Origin of the sequence: Vibrio agarivorans (genome assembly GCF_030409635.1) — a bacterium.
Lineage (GTDB): Bacteria > Pseudomonadota > Gammaproteobacteria > Enterobacterales > Vibrionaceae > Vibrio > Vibrio agarivorans.
Genome location: NZ_JAUFQF010000004.1, coordinates 689,437 through 706,748, shown reverse-complemented (window position 1 = coordinate 706,748; position 17,312 = coordinate 689,437). Strand labels below are relative to the sequence as shown.

15 protein-coding genes are annotated in these 17,312 nt (G+C 46.3%); all 15 read right to left on the bottom strand.

What is annotated here, in order from left to right; translation table 11 throughout:
* Positions 1-84: 84 nt before the first annotated feature.
* Positions 85-1,692 (bottom strand): bifunctional phosphoribosylaminoimidazolecarboxamide formyltransferase/IMP cyclohydrolase, encoded by a 1,608-nt coding sequence (gene purH / locus QWZ05_RS11745; RefSeq protein WP_290298535.1) that lies wholly within the window; start codon positions 1,690-1,692, stop codon positions 85-87.
* 359 nt (positions 1,693-2,051) lie between these two features.
* Entirely contained in the window at positions 2,052-2,885 is an 834-nt protein-coding gene (locus QWZ05_RS11740) for a hypothetical protein (RefSeq protein WP_290298533.1), read from the bottom strand.
* Positions 2,882-5,269: a fimbria/pilus outer membrane usher protein gene (locus QWZ05_RS11735; protein ID WP_290298531.1), complete on the bottom strand. Its 2,388-nt coding sequence runs from the start codon at positions 5,267-5,269 to the stop codon at positions 2,882-2,884. Before QWZ05_RS11735 ends, QWZ05_RS11740 begins: the two co-directional genes overlap by 4 nt.
* A 9-nt stretch (positions 5,270-5,278) precedes the next feature.
* Positions 5,279-5,953, bottom strand: coding sequence for a fimbrial biogenesis chaperone (locus tag QWZ05_RS11730; RefSeq protein WP_290298529.1), 675 nt, complete (start codon positions 5,951-5,953; stop codon positions 5,279-5,281).
* A 64-nt stretch (positions 5,954-6,017) separates the two neighbouring features.
* A complete protein-coding gene (locus tag QWZ05_RS11725; RefSeq protein ID WP_290298527.1) occupies positions 6,018-6,545 on the bottom strand; it encodes a hypothetical protein in 528 nt (175 codons plus the stop codon).
* Positions 6,546-6,670: 125 nt separating this feature from the next.
* A complete protein-coding gene (locus tag QWZ05_RS11720; RefSeq protein ID WP_290298525.1) occupies positions 6,671-7,327 on the bottom strand; it encodes a response regulator transcription factor in 657 nt (218 codons plus the stop codon).
* Positions 7,328-7,601: 274 nt separating this feature from the next.
* Positions 7,602-7,898 (bottom strand): DNA-binding transcriptional regulator Fis, encoded by a 297-nt coding sequence (fis, locus tag QWZ05_RS11715; RefSeq protein ID WP_000462885.1) that lies wholly within the window; start codon positions 7,896-7,898, stop codon positions 7,602-7,604.
* Between the two features lie 23 nt (positions 7,899-7,921).
* Positions 7,922-8,890 carry a tRNA dihydrouridine synthase DusB gene (dusB, locus tag QWZ05_RS11710; RefSeq protein ID WP_264874269.1) on the bottom strand — a complete coding sequence of 323 codons (969 nt, stop codon included), beginning with the start codon at positions 8,888-8,890 and terminating at the stop codon, positions 7,922-7,924.
* 139 nt (positions 8,891-9,029) lie between these two features.
* Complete coding sequence (gene prmA, locus QWZ05_RS11705) at positions 9,030-9,917, bottom strand: 50S ribosomal protein L11 methyltransferase (protein WP_290298520.1); 888 nt, start codon at positions 9,915-9,917, stop codon at positions 9,030-9,032.
* Between the two features lie 149 nt (positions 9,918-10,066).
* Entirely contained in the window at positions 10,067-11,407 is a 1,341-nt protein-coding gene (accC, locus tag QWZ05_RS11700) for an acetyl-CoA carboxylase biotin carboxylase subunit (protein ID WP_264874267.1), read from the bottom strand.
* Positions 11,408-11,421: 14 nt separating this feature from the next.
* The gene (gene accB / locus QWZ05_RS11695) at positions 11,422-11,880 is read right to left on the bottom strand and encodes an acetyl-CoA carboxylase biotin carboxyl carrier protein (protein ID WP_264874266.1); all 459 of its coding nucleotides are present in this window, start codon (positions 11,878-11,880) and stop codon (positions 11,422-11,424) included.
* A 55-nt stretch (positions 11,881-11,935) separates the two neighbouring features.
* Positions 11,936-12,391 carry a type II 3-dehydroquinate dehydratase gene (aroQ, locus tag QWZ05_RS11690; RefSeq protein WP_264874265.1) on the bottom strand — a complete coding sequence of 152 codons (456 nt, stop codon included), beginning with the start codon at positions 12,389-12,391 and terminating at the stop codon, positions 11,936-11,938.
* A 320-nt stretch (positions 12,392-12,711) separates the two neighbouring features.
* Complete coding sequence (gene acs, locus QWZ05_RS11685; RefSeq protein WP_264874264.1) at positions 12,712-14,661, bottom strand: acetate--CoA ligase; 1,950 nt, start codon at positions 14,659-14,661, stop codon at positions 12,712-12,714.
* A 165-nt stretch (positions 14,662-14,826) separates the two neighbouring features.
* Positions 14,827-15,462 carry a 3'-5' exonuclease gene (locus QWZ05_RS11680; RefSeq protein WP_264874263.1) on the bottom strand — a complete coding sequence of 212 codons (636 nt, stop codon included), beginning with the start codon at positions 15,460-15,462 and terminating at the stop codon, positions 14,827-14,829.
* Between the two features lie 3 nt (positions 15,463-15,465).
* Positions 15,466-17,292, bottom strand: coding sequence for a DUF294 nucleotidyltransferase-like domain-containing protein (locus QWZ05_RS11675; RefSeq protein ID WP_290298516.1), 1,827 nt, complete (start codon positions 17,290-17,292; stop codon positions 15,466-15,468).
* Positions 17,293-17,312 lie beyond the last annotated feature (20 nt).

Genomic DNA, 17,312 nt, shown 5'->3' with positions numbered 1-17,312 from the left:
TAAAAATTATCATTCCCGATGCCAAGATTCTTAGCTATCGGAAATCGGTATAGGGTTTCGGCCCACCTAGGTGAGCCGAAGATATTAGTGGTTAAAGTGACGCATGCCAGTGAAGATCATCGCCATGCCGTGTTCGTCAGCTGCATCGATAACCTCTTGGTCACGCATCGAGCCGCCCGGCTGGATAACGCACTTGATGCCAGCTTCAGCAGCCGCATCAATACCATCACGGAATGGGAAGAATGCATCAGATGCCATTACGCTGCCAGCGACTTCAAGACCTTCATCATCAGCCTTGATACCCGCGATCTTAGCTGAGTAAACGCGGCTCATTTGGCCTGCGCCCACACCGATAGTCATATCGCCTTTCGCGTATACGATAGCGTTAGACTTAACGTATTTAGCGACTTTCCAACAGAATAGAGCGTCTTTTAGCTCTTCTTCGCTAGGCTGGCGCTTAGATACAATCTTAAGATCGTCTAGAGAAACCATACCTTGGTCACGGTCTTGAACTAGAAGGCCACCGTTAACGCGCTTAACGTCAAAACCAGTTGTTTTAGTTGACCACTCACCACACTCAAGTAGGCGAACGTTCTTCTTCGCTGCAACAACTTCAATCGCTTGTGCAGAAACAGAAGGAGCGATGATCACCTCAACGAATTGACGCTCAACGATAGCTTGAGCTGTCGCAGCGTCTAGTTCGCGGTTGAATGCGATGATGCCACCGAACGCTGATGTTGGGTCAGTTTTGAATGCGCGGTTGTATGCTTCAAGGATGTCATCACCCAGTGCAACGCCACATGGGTTCGCGTGTTTAACGATCACACAAGCTGGAGCATCAAACTCTTTCACACACTCAAGCGCTGCGTCAGTGTCAGCGATGTTGTTGTAAGAAAGGGCTTTACCTTGGATTTGGCGCGCAGTTGAAACTGATGCTTCTTCCGGGTTTGCTTCAACATAGAACGCTGCGTCTTGGTGGCTGTTTTCGCCGTAACGCATGTCTTGCTTCTTAACAAACTGTTGGTTGAATGTACGAGGGAATTTACTTTTGTTTTCAGGAGAAGGTTCGTCACCCTCTTTGTTCTCACCGTAAGATGGAACCATAGTGCCGAAGTAGTTTGCGATCATGCCGTCGTAAGACGCTGTGTGTTCGAATGCTGCGATAGCTAGGTCGAAACGAGTCTCTAGCGTTAGAGATTTCTCGTTAGCGTCCATTTCTGCAATAACGCGGTCGTAGTCGTGTGCGTTAACAACGATAGTCACATCTTTGTGGTTTTTCGCCGCAGAACGAACCATAGTTGGACCACCGATATCGATGTTCTCAACAGCGTCTTCTAGCGTACAGCCTTCTTTCGCGACAGTTTCTGCGAATGGGTATAGGTTTACCACCACCATATCGATTGGATTGATGCCGTGAGTTTTCATCACGTCATCGTCTTGGCCGCGACGACCTAGAACACCACCATGAACCTTTGGATGTAGTGTCTTAACACGACCATCCATCATTTCTGGGAAGCCTGTGTAATCAGAAACTTCAGTTACAGAGATGCCTTTTTCAGCCAATAGGCGAGCAGTACCACCTGTAGAAAGGATATCGACACCACGGTTAGCAAGAGCTTGTGCAAACTCAACGATACCAGTTTTGTCTGATACGCTGATTAGAGCGCGGCGAATAGGACGAGCGTTAGTCATGCTTCCATCTTCCTCAAATTCACGGAGTTAAACTTGTTGCCCTTTGAGGCTTCTGCCAGCAAAAGAGCGCACATATAAAGATATTTGCCAAAAATGAACTTGTTGCTCTTTGCTCGGTGAGCATCAAGACAATTGGCCAGTTTTGGTAAACACCTTTACCGGACTGTAGAAACTATAGTCGGGGTAAATTTGATGGCGCGTATTCTAACCAATTAATCACTAAAAAGCTCGCGCAATCGTTTGGCATCACAAAAATAATTGCAAAAATATCGTTATCAAGCAGAAAAAGCAGTGAGATGGCTGTTTAAAGACATTAAGTTTTGGAGGGAAAAGCTGGCGGGGTGGCCAGCTTTTGAGTATTAAATCGCGTTGATTTTGATCGTTATTTGATCCGTGTACTCTCCGGCGAGAGCTGAAGCACCATCAAGAATTTTAATTGTCATAGGTAGTTTGGTTGGGTTTCCATCCTTATTAGTGAGTACTGAGAGTGAATGACTGTTTCTTGGAGAGAATGCTTTTCTATTTAGCGATAACTCATAAGATATGAGGTCTCCTTTCTTGTGTTTCAGGCCTTTATTCTCGCTCTGAACCTCTAACTTGACTGGTGTATTCGCCCTAATTATTAGGGGAACAGTCTGTTTCTTGCCAGGGTAGATGTCGCCTAGGTCAATAGCATAGTGCGTGTTTCGGCTTACCAGAGTGTGTAGGTTATCTCCCTCGATTCCCAATAATGCAATAGGAGGGATATCGAACTGGATTTGACTGACTTGCTGATGGCCTTCCAAGTTAGTAATCGCAATCGTGCTTGTGTAACGTCCGGGCGATGAGAAAACGCCATTTTCAATCGCGGCTAGTAGGGGGGTGATACTTTCTTTTACAGGTAGGACAAAATGTTGGTTGTCTCGTTTTGCCAAAGAGCGACTCTGTTTATCATACAGTTGATAGCGGAGTTGCGTTGTTGGCGAGCGAAACACTAACTGACCAGAGCTGACAGGACGAAATAGCAATTGCTTGCTGCAAGCGAGTGCAGCCTTATCGATTTCCAACTCAAGGGGTAAATGAGCAAAATTAGTTTCAATGTTGAACTTAGCTTGATTCACCCTCGCTGTTAAGTTCCAGCTTGGTTGGCAATCAGCATAAGCCATCGGGATAAATAGGAAAAAGAAAGCAAGAGTAAGCTTGTGACGTATCATATTTCCTCCTCTTTGTTACTTAAAATGAGCGGCTTTTGTAAGTAAATGAGTATGGGCGCATCGTCAGCGATAGTGATCTCACCACGGTATCCATTGATATCAATGTGATATAAACCAGAGCTCATACCTTCTAGAGCGAAGCGGCCAGCCCTATTGGTAAAGAGTATTTTTGATTCCCCGTTTGGTGCAGTAATTTGACCTCTAAATAGCGATACCGGACTACCATCAGGATACAGTAGAGTGCCAATAAGGGTTCTAGATGCATCGGAGCCAACTTCTATGATGTGTGTGGTGAGACTACCTGGACGTATGTCTACACGACCGGGGCCAAGATCATAGCCGAGAGGGGCATCATGAGATGTATAAGTGACTGCGTTTATATCGTGTGCCCGGGTAAGACGAATGATATTTGAGTGGTTCGAGTAAGCAATAGCTTGGACATTACCTGCCGCACCATTCCCAATTTCAATTGCACTACTCCCTAGTGTTGGGTGAGCTTTTACTATTGCTTGCGGTCCAATCGAGCTGCGGTGAGTTCCCCATCCTTGCTCTGAAACTGTAATTGATGAACTCAGTGTAGCTCTTCCTGCCCATGAGTTATCGCCGCTAGTATTGCTTCGCCAGTCACCATTTAGCTCACCGCGCCAGCGGTTTGCATTGTAATTGAGGCGAGCATTGGCGCGATCATACAGTTCATAGTGCTCTCCGGATAATGAGTAACCAAATTCACCCACATAATCATTGGCATTGCGACTCACTTCAGCCCGGTAGCTTTTGTTGCGACTATTGTATGAGGTTGTCAGCCTGTGGCCACTACTTAGATGATTGAAATAATAATCAACATTGATATAGCCAATGGTTTCATCTTTGTTTTGATTGCTAGATTGGTGTATTGCACCTGTTTGGATATAGAAACTATTGAAGCGTAAACTCAGGTAGGAGTCGATAGTGACATCACGACCACCCTCCATATCTATGTACAAAGCAGCGCGATCTACCCAACTTGAACTAATGTTCCAGTCGAGACCATCCCAAATATTCCAAGTATAATCGAGCCTGATTGAGTCTTCAGTGACATAGCTTTCTTCATACCATGGTGTTGAAGTAAATTGATTGAGTGTTTCAAGGCTCAATCTTAAGTTTGGATAGTCACTCGACCCCCAGACTTGTTGAGAGTAGTCAATACTTGCGGCCCAGCCGTTATCAAACTCACTCTCATTTTGATAAAGCGCAGATGACAATCGCAGACCAATATTGCCAAACCGGTTACCATTAATTACAGAGAGTCCGGCAATTTGGCCTTCCTTGTGGGTGAGTATATTGCCCCCTAACGTCCAACTATCATTGAGACCATGTTCGATATACCCTGTCATAACAGGATCAGAGTCGTAGCTATACTGATCTTGTGAGAAGTCAGATGCAACACCAATGCTTAGGCTATATTCTGTGATCCCTGGCTTAAGTAGCTCATTATTATAAAATTGAGTGAAGAACAGTGTTTCTGTTTCTCCAGAGATATAAGTCACTTCCAGTCGAATTTCATTTGACCCACTTGTTAGTGGTAGATTGTTGAGATCATACCTGCCCGGAGGAAGATTGGTTCGCGCGGCTCTTGAGTTATTCACGAAAATCTCAACCTCTGCACTTTGTTGAAGTTCGAAGGTTTGAGACGCTGATGTTCGCAGTGTTTTGTAGGGTTGTAATTCACTGTAACTAGAACGCCAGTTAACCCCTCCAAGATTGAGGCTGCTTAAGTGACCGGAGTAGTTGCTGGTGATGTCCCCCAATGAGAGCCGCCACGGCTTTTCTGGCTTATCAATAAACAGATAACTACTGCCACGATAAACATTTGTCGAATTGTCACTCTGATCAACATACAGTGCATAAATTCCATTGATGCCTTCTACGCCCCCCAAGTTAAAACCACCGTTCACCTCAATAGAATGGCGATGATTACTATCATTGTCAGTAGTCGAAGAGGCATTCAGAGCATTCTGTAAATTCCAGGCGGTTGGAGAGGAGTAATTTTTTGGAATACCATCTAGTCCCATGTAAAGGGCATGTGTTTTCTTGAGGGTATTATTTACAGTCAGCTCGATATCCAGCCTCTGAGGGTTAAAAATAATGGCTATGCCTATCTCGTCAAGCGAGTTTAAACTGAGAATGTTTGGCATCGTGTTTAGGGTTGATATCGCTTGTTCGGTTAGGTATGGGGTGAGTATATCGACCAAGCTAGTTTTAATGATTCCTACTATTTTTGTACCATCAGTCTGAACGATTAAATCGCCTATGTAGGCGTTGTCCATCTGGGTTGGTAATTCAAGTTCCCACCCCTGGCATGAAGCGCTGAAAAGAAACACGATCAACAAGAACAACGCTCTCATTATGCCGACTTATTCTTTTACAAATGATAATGCAGTAATTGGAGCTTCGAATGTGTACCAGTCTGATATTTGTACCGTTGTTGATTGTTGAGGAGCCAAGAAACTGATGTCTAGATAATCGGCAATATCAGACCAAGATAACTTTTGATGTTCGCTAGCATTTGATACAGAGATTGAGTAGTCAGAAAGATCAGCCACCCCATTCCCTTGGTTAGAGATGAGGATCTCATCGTTTATAATTTGTGTGTCGAGTATAGGCTCACTGCCATGCGGAGAAACAAAAGCCAGACTCCCAAAATTAATCAGTAGTTTGACACCGTTTTTGTCACTATCTGTTTCCACAGGTAATTGGTTGAAATTGATTCTGTATGATTGTGCTTGTTCAAGCTCACTGCCACCAAGGTACCGCACGATAACTCTTTGTGAGGAGTGTTTTTCGATGGATGCCATTGGAGGCATAATGATGAAATCATCGTCAGCCGGTGTAAGAACCTCTTCCCCTTCTGATGTGACATCGCGAGACTGTATGGTAATTTCGATAGGTATATCTAATTGACTAGGGTTGTGAAGGTGGTAGGTTGCTTGAGCAGATGAACCATGTGTCGATAACCACTGAACCATAGGCTCAACTTGGAAGCTGTAGGCATTTGGGATAGAGATAAATAAGCATAAAAATAATCGCATAATCAGATGCATAACGTCTTACCTCAACCGAGGAGTTATGAGCTCCTCGGTTATTTCTTACGAGTTAGAAAATTTTGAAATTCACGGTAACGGTGTCACTGTAAAGTCCGGCGTCTTCCCAACCTTTGGCGTCAGGAACAACTAAAATAGTATTTTGGGCTACAGTGTCTCCAGAGCCGACTTTCACCGCTACATAGTCACGGTCTGGACCCCCATGTTTAGCTGGCGCAATACTAGGCAGATCACCCTCTAGCATGACTGAATAGGCAATATCGTGATTAGAGCGACTTGAACTCAACTTTCCATGATCAAATTTCACTTTTGCTTTTCGGTTTGGATTGTTACACCAGAAATCAAATGATGTTGCTTCAGCTGCTGTTGTGCTACCTAATGTCTCAAAACTAACCTCGCCAATTGGCGTGAAAGCGCATTTTTTAGGCACAGTAGCTGTCACTTCAAATGTGGTGGAGCTAGTGGCATTACGGTCAGCATCAAAGACCGTAGCGGAGCTACCTAAATTAGTTGAGCCCCAATTAGCCATAGCGATACTGGGAACTGAAATTAAAGCAATTGCAATTAAACTCTTTTTCATGATCTTCTCCTTAAATCATATAACCCCCCAAGGGCATTACGATCTTAGATCGGCTCACTCACAGAAGAATCGCGCAAATGAGTGAATTCAATATTTAACTAGGTATTGATTTGGAGTGATCTTGTCTAATGTGTTTGTGTCGTATGAAATTGTTCATGTAACTTGACTAAAAGCTCATTACGGCTTTCTGCCCCGCACTTTTTAAGAATGTGTGACACGTGGGTTTTTACCGTATGAATGCTGATGTTGAGATGTTCGGCGATTTCTCGATTGCGAAAACCAAGTAACAGCAGTTGGGCAAGATCGCGCTCACGTTTGGTGAAGTCAAAATGGAATAGGTGAAAGTCAGGCGTCGCTTCTTTGTGTCTAGATTGTTCTCGGTAGTAGTTCAAGGCATCAGAGATCACCCTGCGTTTGTACCAAAGCTCGCCTTCCATAACACTGCGACAAATGGAGACGAGTTGATCGAGGTTGGTTTCACTCATGGCAATATAACCATCAAAACCTTGGTTTAAGTGCTCTTCTGCACAGATGTCGCTGTATTTGTGATTGAGTAAAATCCATTTCGCACTATGGGTGCTTGGGGAGTAACCAAGGTAGCTTTGAGCGGTAAGGGTGCAATCATCAAATAGGACGATCTCAAAGTTACGCTTGTAGATGCGCATTGCTTCAGAGAGTGATTTAGCATGACATATACGCCAATCAGGAAAGCTAAGCTCAAGTATCTGCTTTACGGGTTCGTGCAGTTTTGGGTTTGTGCTCAAAATAAGGCAATGAGTCATAATAACTAGCCTCCTTGCTGAGTTAGGAATGACGTTGTATTCGTTCTTTCTATCGTTGTGTGATTTTTATTCAGGAACTTTATCACTCTAAGGTTGTATTAAAATAGAACGCACCTCATGCTCTTACACTTGCTTACAATTAATGTTTTGGTCATTTGATGATGAGTAGACTAAGCATTGAGAGCGGTTGAGCGAGTATTCGACTCACTTTTTACAGGCAATAAAAAAGCCAAGCAGTTGATGCTTGGCTTTGGTAATACAATCACTAAGTGGATTAGTTCATGCCGTATTTTTTTAGCTTCTTGCGAAGAGTACCGCGGTTGATACCCATCATTGTTGCTGCGCGAGTTTGGTTACCGCGAGTGTACTGCATGATGGTGTCTAGTAGTGGCTGTTCAACTTCAGCTAGAACTAATTCGTATAGTTCTGTAACTTCTTGGCCGTTTAACTGTGCCAAGTAGTTTTTAAGAGATGCTTTAACAGAGTCGCGTAGTGGCTTCTGAGTGATTTGATCTTGTGAAGTTACTGTAGTAACAGTTAAAGCTTCTGAAGTTAGATTTTGTTCGAACATATTCGGTCTAGCTCTTCTCTTAATTATGATGCAACGTTATCAAAATAACCTTCTAATGCTTCGATCTGCAGCGGTGCTGCCTCGATGGCATTGAAGGTACGGCGAAACTCACTCACTTGCTCATGCTCTTTTAGGTACCAACCAACGTGCTTACGCACGATACGTGGGCCCAAATACTCTCCATAAAACTCATGAAGCGCTTGAACGTGACCAAGCATGATGCCTTTTACTTCCTCGGTTGGAAGCTCTGGCATCGTGGTGCCGTTTTCCAAATAGTGTTGGATTTCTTGGAAAATCCATGGACGACCTTGGGCAGGTCGGCCGATCATCAGAGCATCTGCGCCAGTGTAATCTAGCACGTGCTTTGCTTTCTCTGGGCTGTCAATATCACCATTGGCGATGACAGGGATAGAGATCGCTTGCTTAACCGCTCTGATGCTGTCGTATTCAGCTTCGCCTTTATACATACAAGTTTTAGTTCGACCGTGAAGGGCGAGGGCTTGTATGCCGCAATCTTGTGCGAGCTTAGCGATGTGGACACAGTTTTTGTTCTCTGGATCCCAACCTGTGCGAGTTTTCAGAGTTACAGGCACCGAAACCGCATTCACCACAGCTTTGAGGATGTCCTCAATAATCTCTGGATATTGCAGCAGTGCTGAGCCTGCAAGCTTCTTATTCACTTTCTTTGCCGGGCAACCCATGTTGATATCGATGATTTGTGCACCGTTCTCAACACTAAATTGCGCCGCATCCGCCATTAGCTGAGGGTCAGAGCCAGCAATTTGTACAGAGCGAATGCCCGATTCGCCTTCATGTACCATACGCTGCTGTGACTTCGCCGTTTTCCATAGTTTAGGGTTTGCAGACATCATTTCACTGACAGCCATACCCGCACCATATCGGAGACACAACTCACGAAAAGGTCTATCTGTTACACCCGCCATAGGCGCAACGATAAGTTTGTTTTTAAGTTGGTGGTTTCCGATTTTCAAAACGACATCACAGTTCTGTACCAGCAAGGGCGCGCATTTTACGGTTTTTTTCGCTGTGTGAAAAGACTAATATTTGAGCATTTACAATTTGTTTTGTTAAATTGTATGAAATTCAAACAATTAGTCCATTTTTGAGTATTTATGCGTTTTTCTTACCAGAGATGCGACACCATTCACTCTGTTCGGCAATCGGATCGAGCGTTAGTTCATCGCGGTAGTAGTTCGCCACATCTTCCGCTTGCGTATCCAGTACACCAGACATGGCAAGAACACCTTGTGGCTTAACAAGACCTTTAATGATCGAAGAGAGATCGCGCAGCGGGCCTGCAAGAATATTCGCCACAACCACATCCGCAATCAGATCCTGTGGTTGATCTTGAGGAAGGAATACCTCAAGTTGGTCAGCAACACCATTGCGCTGAGCATTGTCTTTTGAAGCCAATAGAGCTTGAGGATCAATGTCGATCCCGATGACTTTTGCTGCGCCGAGTTTGATCGCAGCAATAGCCAAAATGCCAGAGCCACAGCCAAAGTCGATCACGGTTTTACCGCTAAGATCTAAGCCTTCTAGCCACTCAAGGCAAAGCGCGGTTGTTGGGTGTGTGCCTGTACCAAAAGCGAGGCCTGGGTCGAGCATAACGTTGACAGCGTCCGGCTCAGGGATATCTCGCCAGCTTGGGCAGATCCATAAACGCTCACCAAACTTCATTGGGTGGAAGTTATCCATCCACTCGCGTTCCCAGTCTTTATCTTCCAGTTGCTCAACCTTGTGGGCAAAATTTTCAGCGAGTAGACCACTGTTGGTCATCTGCTCAAGGATCAATGCGGTGTCGGCTTCTGCATCATAAAGCGCCAGAATGTCGGTATCACCCCAAAGGCGGGTCTCACCAGGTAGCGGTTCAAAGACGGGGGTATCGTGCGCGTCTAAGAAAGTGACAGAAAGAGCGCCAGTCTCTTCCATTAGCATGTCGCCGATTTGTTCCGCGTTAGTGTTCGTCGCGTTGAGTTTGATTTGAATCCAAGGCATGGTCATCGCTCATATGAGTAGGAATTTTGCGCAGAGTTTAGCAGATATGGCGAGGGAGACCAAAGCCAGATACCTACCATGGTTTTCAATTGATATAAAAAATGCCCACTAGGTAGTGAGCATTTTATAACAAGGTTGCTAGTGTCTAATTAAAGACCAAGCTTTTTCTCGAGGTAGTGGATGTTGGTGCCACCGTGTTGGAAGTTCTCATCCGCCATGATCTCTTCTTGTAGAGGAACATTGGTTTTGATGCCTTCAACAATCATCTCACTTAGTGCATTACGCATGCGTGCAATCGCGACGTCACGGTTCTCACCGAAGGTAATTAGCTTACCGACCATTGAATCGTAGTGCGGTGGCACGGTGTAGCCTGTGTAGATGTGTGATTCCCAACGAACGCCCATACCGCCAGGAGCATGGAAGCGCTCAATCTTACCCGGTGAAGGTAGGAAACGAACGGGGTCTTCAGCATTAATACGACACTCGATAGCGTGGCCGCTGATCTTGATGTCATCTTGTGTGAAAGAGAGCGGTTGGCCGGCAGCAACACGCAGTTGCTCTTTGATAAGGTCAACGCCGGTAACCATCTCTGTTACTGGGTGCTCTACCTGAATACGGGTGTTCATCTCGATGAAGTAGAATTCGCCGTTTTCATACAGGAACTCAAATGTACCTGCACCACGGTAGCCGATCTCGATACATGCACGAGTACAACGCTCACCGATGTATTTACGCATTTCTGCGGTAATGCCCGGTGCTGGTGCTTCTTCAACCACTTTTTGGTGACGGCGCTGCATTGAACAGTCACGTTCACCTAAGTGAATCGCACCACCTTGGCCATCGGCAATGACTTGAACTTCAACGTGACGAGGGTTTTCTAGGAATTTTTCCATGTAAACAATGTCATTGTTGAATGCTGCTTTTGCTTCTGCGCGTGTCATTGCGATAGACTCAACAAGGTCAGCTTCGCTGCGCACGACACGCATACCACGACCGCCGCCGCCGCCAGACGCCTTGATGATAACTGGATAGCCGATACGCTTAGCGTGCGCTTTGTTGACGGCTTCGTCATCGTTTAGCGGGCCATCTGAACCTGGTACACAAGGTACACCGGCTTTTTTCATTGAGTTGATCGCTGACACTTTGTCACCCATCATGCGAATGGTTTCCGCTTTAGGGCCAACAAAAATGAAGCCGCTACGCTCTACTTGCTCTGCAAAGTCTGCATTTTCAGATAGGAAACCGTAGCCTGGGTGAATCGCAACTGCGCCCGTCACTTCAGCGGCAGAGATAATGCGCGGAATGTTCAGGTAGCTGTCGATACCGCGAGCAGGACCGATACATACGGTTTCGTCTGCCAGCAATACGTGCTTTAAGTCACGGTCAGCGGTGGAGTGAACCGCGACTGTTTTAATACCGAGCTCTTTACATGCGCGAAGGATACGCAATGCAATTTCACCTCGGTTGGCAATTACTACTTTATCTAACATAAGAGTGGCCTCGATTATTCGATAACAACAAGAGGTTGATCGAATTCTACCGCTTGACCGTCTTCCGCTAGGATTGCAGTGATCACGCCTGTTTTGTCTGCTTCGATTTGGTTCATCATCTTCATTGCTTCAACAATGCAGATAGTCTCGCCCGCAGTCACAGATTGACCCACCTCGATGAATGGTTTTGCGTCTGGACTTGGCGCACGGTAGAACGTACCGACCATTGGAGAAAGAACTTGATGGCCAGCAACTGCGGCTGGTGCTTCTGCTGCTGGAGCGGCAGGTGCTTCAACTGCTGCTGGCGCAGGTGCGGCTACTGGAGCTGGCGCTGCTGCGTATTGAACTGGTGCAGGTACTGCTGTGCCGTTACGGCTGATTCGTACTGATTCTTCACCTTCAGAGATCTCTAGCTCTGCAATGCCAGATTCTTCAACCAACTCGATTAGTTTTTTGATTTTACGGATATCCATGTTTCTTTCTCTTTCACTTATCAGTAACGAAGCTCATTGCTGAGCCGTAGAGTAATTAACGCGCTTTTGCCGCCAGCTGTTTCAACGCTGCCGACAAAGCAAATTCGTAGCCTTGAGCCCCTAATCCACAAATCACCCCTTGCGCCTTATCAGACAAGTAGGAGTGATGACGGAATGGCTCTCGGGCATGTACGTTGGATAGATGAACCTCGATAAAAGGAATCGCTACCCCTAAAAGTGCGTCGCGCAATGCAACACTCGTATGGGTAAAGGCGGCGGGGTTGATGATGATAAAATCAACCTGGTTATAGGCCGCGTGAATGGCTTCTATCAGCTCATACTCTCGATTTGATTGCAGATGCTCAAGTTCAACATTCGCTTCGTTTGCGAGGGTTGCGAGTTGTTCAACAATTTGGTCTAGAGTTTGTGAGCCATAGTGAGCAGGCTCTCTTAAACCTAATAGGTTTAAATTTGGTCCATTTAGAACAAGAATGCGAGACTTTGCTGACATTGTGAGCCTATCTTCCTTTATCGTGAGACTATATCTAGATTAGTCTCATTCTATCCTGAATTACACACAACTTGATCACTTAAATTGTGGCGATTCTAGTAATTTGACCAAGATTATAGCTAATTCACCACAATTAGCAGCAAATTACTGGTCTAATCTCCCAAAGTAACGAGGTTAAATTTGTAATCAAGTTAACAGTTTTGTGGTTTGGCAGGATTTTACGTGCTTCTTTGAGAGGCATTGTCTGCGCGATGTCAGACAAAAAACCGCCACATTAAGTGGCGGCTGGAGAAAGTTTGGTGGGAGAAGTTCGCTGGTGATTAAGCGAGTTCGGCTTTTTCTGCTATTAACTTATCAACCACGCTTGGATCGGCGAGAGTGGATGTGTCACCTAAGTTACTGGTATCGCCGGTGGCAATTTTACGCAGTATACGACGCATGATTTTGCCCGAGCGAGTCTTCGGCAGGGCATCTGTCCAGTGCAAGACATCCGGCGTGGCGATTGGACCAATCTCTTTTCGTACCCAATCTTTGACCTCTTTATGTAGTTCGGCGCTTGGATACTCGCCATCATTCAGTGTGATATAGGCGTAAATCGCTTGGCCTTTTATATCATGCGGAATACCGACGATGGCGGCTTCTGCGATTTTTTCATGCGCGACAAGTGCAGATTCAATTTCAGCGGTACCCATGCGGTGGCCTGAGACATTCAATACGTCATCGACACGTCCTGTGATCCAGTAGTAGCCATCTTCATCGCGTCTTGCGCCATCTCCGGTGAAGTACATGCCCTTAAAGGTTGAGAAATAGGTTTGCTCAAAGCGTTCATGATCACCATAAACGGTACGCATTTGTCCTGGCCAAGAGTCGAGTATAACGAGATTACCCTCAGCGGCACCTTCAACAATGTTGCCCATGTTATCAACCAGAGCAGGTTGCACACCAAAGAATGGACGAGTGGCAGAGCCCGGTTTGAGTTCGGTGGCACCCGGTAGTGGGGTGATCAAAATACCGCCGGTTTCAGTTTGCCACCAAGTATCGACAATCGGTGATTGTTCGTTACCGATGGTTTTGTAGTACCACTCCCAGGCTTCTGGGTTGATAGGCTCACCCACCGAGCCCATGATGCGCAGGCTATCACGTGAAGTGCCCTCAATAGCTTCATTGCCTTTCGCCATGAGCGCGCGAATGGCAGTTGGCGCGGTGTAGAGGATATTCACTTGATGCTTGTCTACCACTTCGCTCATTCTGCTGGTGGTTGGGTAGTTTGGCACCCCTTCAAACAGAATGGTTTTTGCACCATTAGACAGAGGGCCGTAAACCAGATAACTATGGCCAGTAATCCAACCAACATCGGCCGTACACCAGAAGGTCTCGCCGGGTTGATAGTCAAAGACGTATTTGAAAGTCATGGTGGCGTAAACCAGATAGCCGCCAGTGGTGTGCATCACGCCTTTCGGTTTCCCTGTCGAGCCCGATGTATAAAGAATAAATAGTGGGTCTTCGGCTTTCATCTCTTCCGCTGGACAGTCATCGGACACATTCGCCACGGCTTCATGCCACCAAACATCGCGATGTTCATGCCAGTCGATTGCGCCACCCGTTCGCTTGAATACCACAACCTTGCTGATGGTTTTTACCTCTGGGTTAGTTAATGCTTCATCCACGTTCTTTTTCAGTGGTACAGCACGACCGCCACGGACACCTTCGTCCGCAGTGATCACGGCTTTGGCATCGGAGTCGATAATTCGCCCGGCCAGTGCTTCTGGAGAGAAACCGCCAAATACGACGGTGTGCACAGCGCCAATGCGAGTACAAGCTAACATTGCGACAGCAGCCTCTGGCACCATTGGCATATAAAGGCAAACCACATCACCTTTGCGCACGCCTTGCTCTTTTAATGCGTTAGAGAAACGGCATACCTCACGGTGCAGTTCATTGAACGTCAGTGTTTTATCATCGGCTGGGTTGTCGCCTTCCCAGATAATAGCCACCTCATCACCGCGCTGTGCAAGGTGGCGGTCGATACAGTTGGTCGATACATTTAACGTACCATCTTCAAACCAGCGAATATCGACATGGCCGGTATCAAATGAGGTGCTTTTAACTTGGGTGAATGGTTTGATCCAGTCAACGATCTTACCGTGTTCGCTCCAGAAGCCTTCAGGATCTGAAACAGACTGTTGATACATTGATAGGTAGGTTTCATTATCCGCGTGTGTGGTGGCTTTGATATTTTGCTTGACCGGATAAATATGGGCTTCACTCATTGCTTTCTCCTTGCACCTTAGCTTCACAGTGTTCGCTGTGTCTGGTTTCCGTTTTGCAGTTTCTGTTTTGCAGTGGTATCTCGATAACGTGTTATAACTGTCAGTCAGGAAAGGAAATTCGACAATTAGACTTTAGGATGAGAGGGCAAAAAATGCGACGTCCTCTTATTGGTAAGGGAAGGACAGGTTGGGTAAGTCTCCCTTAGTGAGTCGAACAAAAACGAGTGCCGCTGCAATCGCATCTTGCAGCGCATCGTGTTTGTTTTGAAGCGGGATATCGAGATGACGACAGATGGCATCAAGGCTGAGGTCGAAGTAGGCGTTAGGTAGATGGCGCTCAAGCTTGTCGTGATAGATTTGACTCACTTCAATGACCTTGTTAGGCAAAGGAAACCCTAGGTGCTTTATGCAGGCAAGGTCGAGAATCGTTTTGTCGTAGCGAATGTGATACCCGACAATGGGGCGATTGCCGATAAAGTTGAGTAGCGCCGTCAGCGCTTGTTTTTCATCTAGACCATCTTGCAAGTCATGGTGGCGAATATGGTGAATTTTGATTGAGCCTTCATCGAGTGATTGTGGCGCTCTTAGTCGCACTTCAAATGGCTGACTGGTAAGGATGCGGTTGTCGATGATTTTAGTGGCTGCGATAGTGACCAGCTCTGCACGATGTGGGTCTAGGCTGGTGGTTTCACAATCTAATGAGACGTATTCACCCTCTTCTGGTGCTTGAAATAGCACTTGGTAGGGAGAGCCCTTCAGCTTGTGGTGCCAATATTGACGCTTTATCCAGTGAACGAGCATCGCCTAGTCCCTTATCTGATAGTGATGGTTGAGAAGCTGCTTGAACTTTTTGACGACATGCAGACTGTGGCGTAAAAGATCGCGCTCGGTGCGATCAATCTTGGACAAATCGAGGCGGTTGTGAGCGTGTTGTTGGTCGATCTGTTGAGCCAGGCGCAGCTTAATGAAGAGCTTGAAGGCTTCGTTGAGGTTTTCTGCAGTATCTGGCTCAAGCTTTTTCAGTGCTTTAAGTGCGTCGATACGTGCAAAGGTGTTTTTCTCTTTAATGCCGTGCTCAAGTGCGAGTGTGCGAATGCCATGCACAATAGGGAAAATTCCGCCACGTTTAATATCCACCCCCTCTTTGTCGCTTTTTACGTTGCCAAAGAGTGTCAGAGGCAAAGAAAACTGGAGGGCAGGCCGAACAAAGGTTTGTAATAACAGCATCTTATTTATCAGGCTTTGTTGTAGGTGCGCCTCTATGGGAGTGAGTAGCGATTTGTTTCCCGCGACGGCATGCGCATCAGCAACGATTGCAAGGTCCATTACGCGCTCTGGGGTGGCGCGTTGTGTCCAGTCGCTAATCGTTGATTTCCAATCGGTTTGAGTTTTTACCCATTGTGGGTTGTTGACCATGACATTGCCGGTGCAAAGTGGGTAACCGAGCTGTTGCAGTGTATGGGTTAAGGTGTTCATGACCTCGGAGCATTGCGGCCATTCGAGCTCATCTTTGAGTATCAGCGCATTGTCTTGATCGGTTTTGAGGACCTGTTCACCGCGTCCTTCTGAGCCCAACACGATCAGGCAGCAGTGGTCATGTAAGGCGGGTGGAACAACCAATTCAAAGGCTTTCTCGATGATTTGTTCATTAACTGCGGAAATAAGCTCCATAATAAAGCGGGTGCGGATGCCATTGGTGATCAGGCTGTCGACAAGTTGGCGCTGACGATGAGAGGCGATCGCAAGCTCTTCTATGCAGTTGGCTCTTGCAATACTGAGACTTAGAACGTGCGAGTGAGTCGAAAAAGCGCTGAGGATTTGAGTCATATCCAGCATCCCAACCGCTTTTGTCCCATCGCAGACCATAAGCCGTTTCATTTTGTTTCTGGTCATGGTAATCATGGCGTTAAACAAAAAATCACCGACATCAACGTGGAAGACGGGGAAACTGGCAATATCACCGATGGGGGTCGTTAATGCGTGTCCTTCGAGCATAACGGCATGCAACATATTGGTTCGAGTTACAATCGCATACGGATGCGCATGGGGGTGTGCTAGCCGTCTAGGATCACTCTCATCAAGTGCCACTAAGGCGGAATCAAGACCAGCATTTTTAAGCTTGAGTGTCACCTCATTAAGAGGCTGATTAGGCTTTAGGATCATCGGTGGGTGAAAGATAGCATGGTCAACCTTAGTCAAGATGAACTCGGCTAGGTTTTGTTGCTGTTGAGCGGCTTCTACCAGTGCCTGACGCGTGGCGAGATTGTTGTCAAAGTAAGCGGCAAACTGGCCGTTTTGGTAGTATAAGTCGAGAAAAATCTCTTTGGGCAGCAGGTAGCACAGGGTGTCTTCTAGGGCGATATACTGGTGTTTACTTTTCCCGTCGATGAGTGCTCGAACATCAAAAAGATCATCGTGGACGTAATGGGCAAACACCTCTTTGTTATCAGCGCTGCGCTCTTCTACCGCGCCTTTGATCAGAATGTGTAGATACAAAGCTTCCTGGCCGACCTTAATCAGACAATCTCGGGTGCGAAAATAGGCGACATCAAGGGCACTACGCAGTTGAGTTTGCTGCCTTTCATTCAAGCGATCGAATGGTGGCGACTGCATATTGAACTTGTCTGGCATAAAGCCCCCTTAACAATATT

Excerpts from the sequence above, each read along its gene's own strand:
- purH (WP_290298535.1), bottom strand. The coding sequence starts at position 1,692 with ATGACTAACGCTCGTCCTATTCGCCGCGCTCTAATCAGCGTATCAGAC.
- QWZ05_RS11740 (WP_290298533.1), bottom strand. The coding sequence starts at position 2,885 with ATGATACGTCACAAGCTTACTCTTGCTTTCTTTTTCCTATTTATCCCG.
- QWZ05_RS11735 (WP_290298531.1), bottom strand. The coding sequence starts at position 5,269 with ATGAGAGCGTTGTTCTTGTTGATCGTGTTTCTTTTCAGCGCTTCATGC.
- QWZ05_RS11730 (WP_290298529.1), bottom strand. The coding sequence starts at position 5,953 with ATGCGATTATTTTTATGCTTATTTATCTCTATCCCAAATGCCTACAGC.
- QWZ05_RS11725 (WP_290298527.1), bottom strand. The coding sequence starts at position 6,545 with ATGAAAAAGAGTTTAATTGCAATTGCTTTAATTTCAGTTCCCAGTATC.
- QWZ05_RS11720 (WP_290298525.1), bottom strand. The coding sequence starts at position 7,327 with ATGACTCATTGCCTTATTTTGAGCACAAACCCAAAACTGCACGAACCC.
- fis (WP_000462885.1), bottom strand. The coding sequence starts at position 7,898 with ATGTTCGAACAAAATCTAACTTCAGAAGCTTTAACTGTTACTACAGTA.
- prmA (WP_290298520.1), bottom strand. The coding sequence starts at position 9,917 with ATGCCTTGGATTCAAATCAAACTCAACGCGACGAACACTAACGCGGAA.
- accC (WP_264874267.1), bottom strand. The coding sequence starts at position 11,407 with ATGTTAGATAAAGTAGTAATTGCCAACCGAGGTGAAATTGCATTGCGT.
- accB (WP_264874266.1), bottom strand. The coding sequence starts at position 11,880 with ATGGATATCCGTAAAATCAAAAAACTAATCGAGTTGGTTGAAGAATCT.
- aroQ (WP_264874265.1), bottom strand. The coding sequence starts at position 12,391 with ATGTCAGCAAAGTCTCGCATTCTTGTTCTAAATGGACCAAATTTAAAC.
- acs (WP_264874264.1), bottom strand. The coding sequence starts at position 14,661 with ATGAGTGAAGCCCATATTTATCCGGTCAAGCAAAATATCAAAGCCACC.
- QWZ05_RS11680 (WP_264874263.1), bottom strand. The coding sequence starts at position 15,462 with ATGCTCGTTCACTGGATAAAGCGTCAATATTGGCACCACAAGCTGAAG.
- QWZ05_RS11675 (WP_290298516.1), bottom strand. The coding sequence starts at position 17,292 with ATGCCAGACAAGTTCAATATGCAGTCGCCACCATTCGATCGCTTGAAT.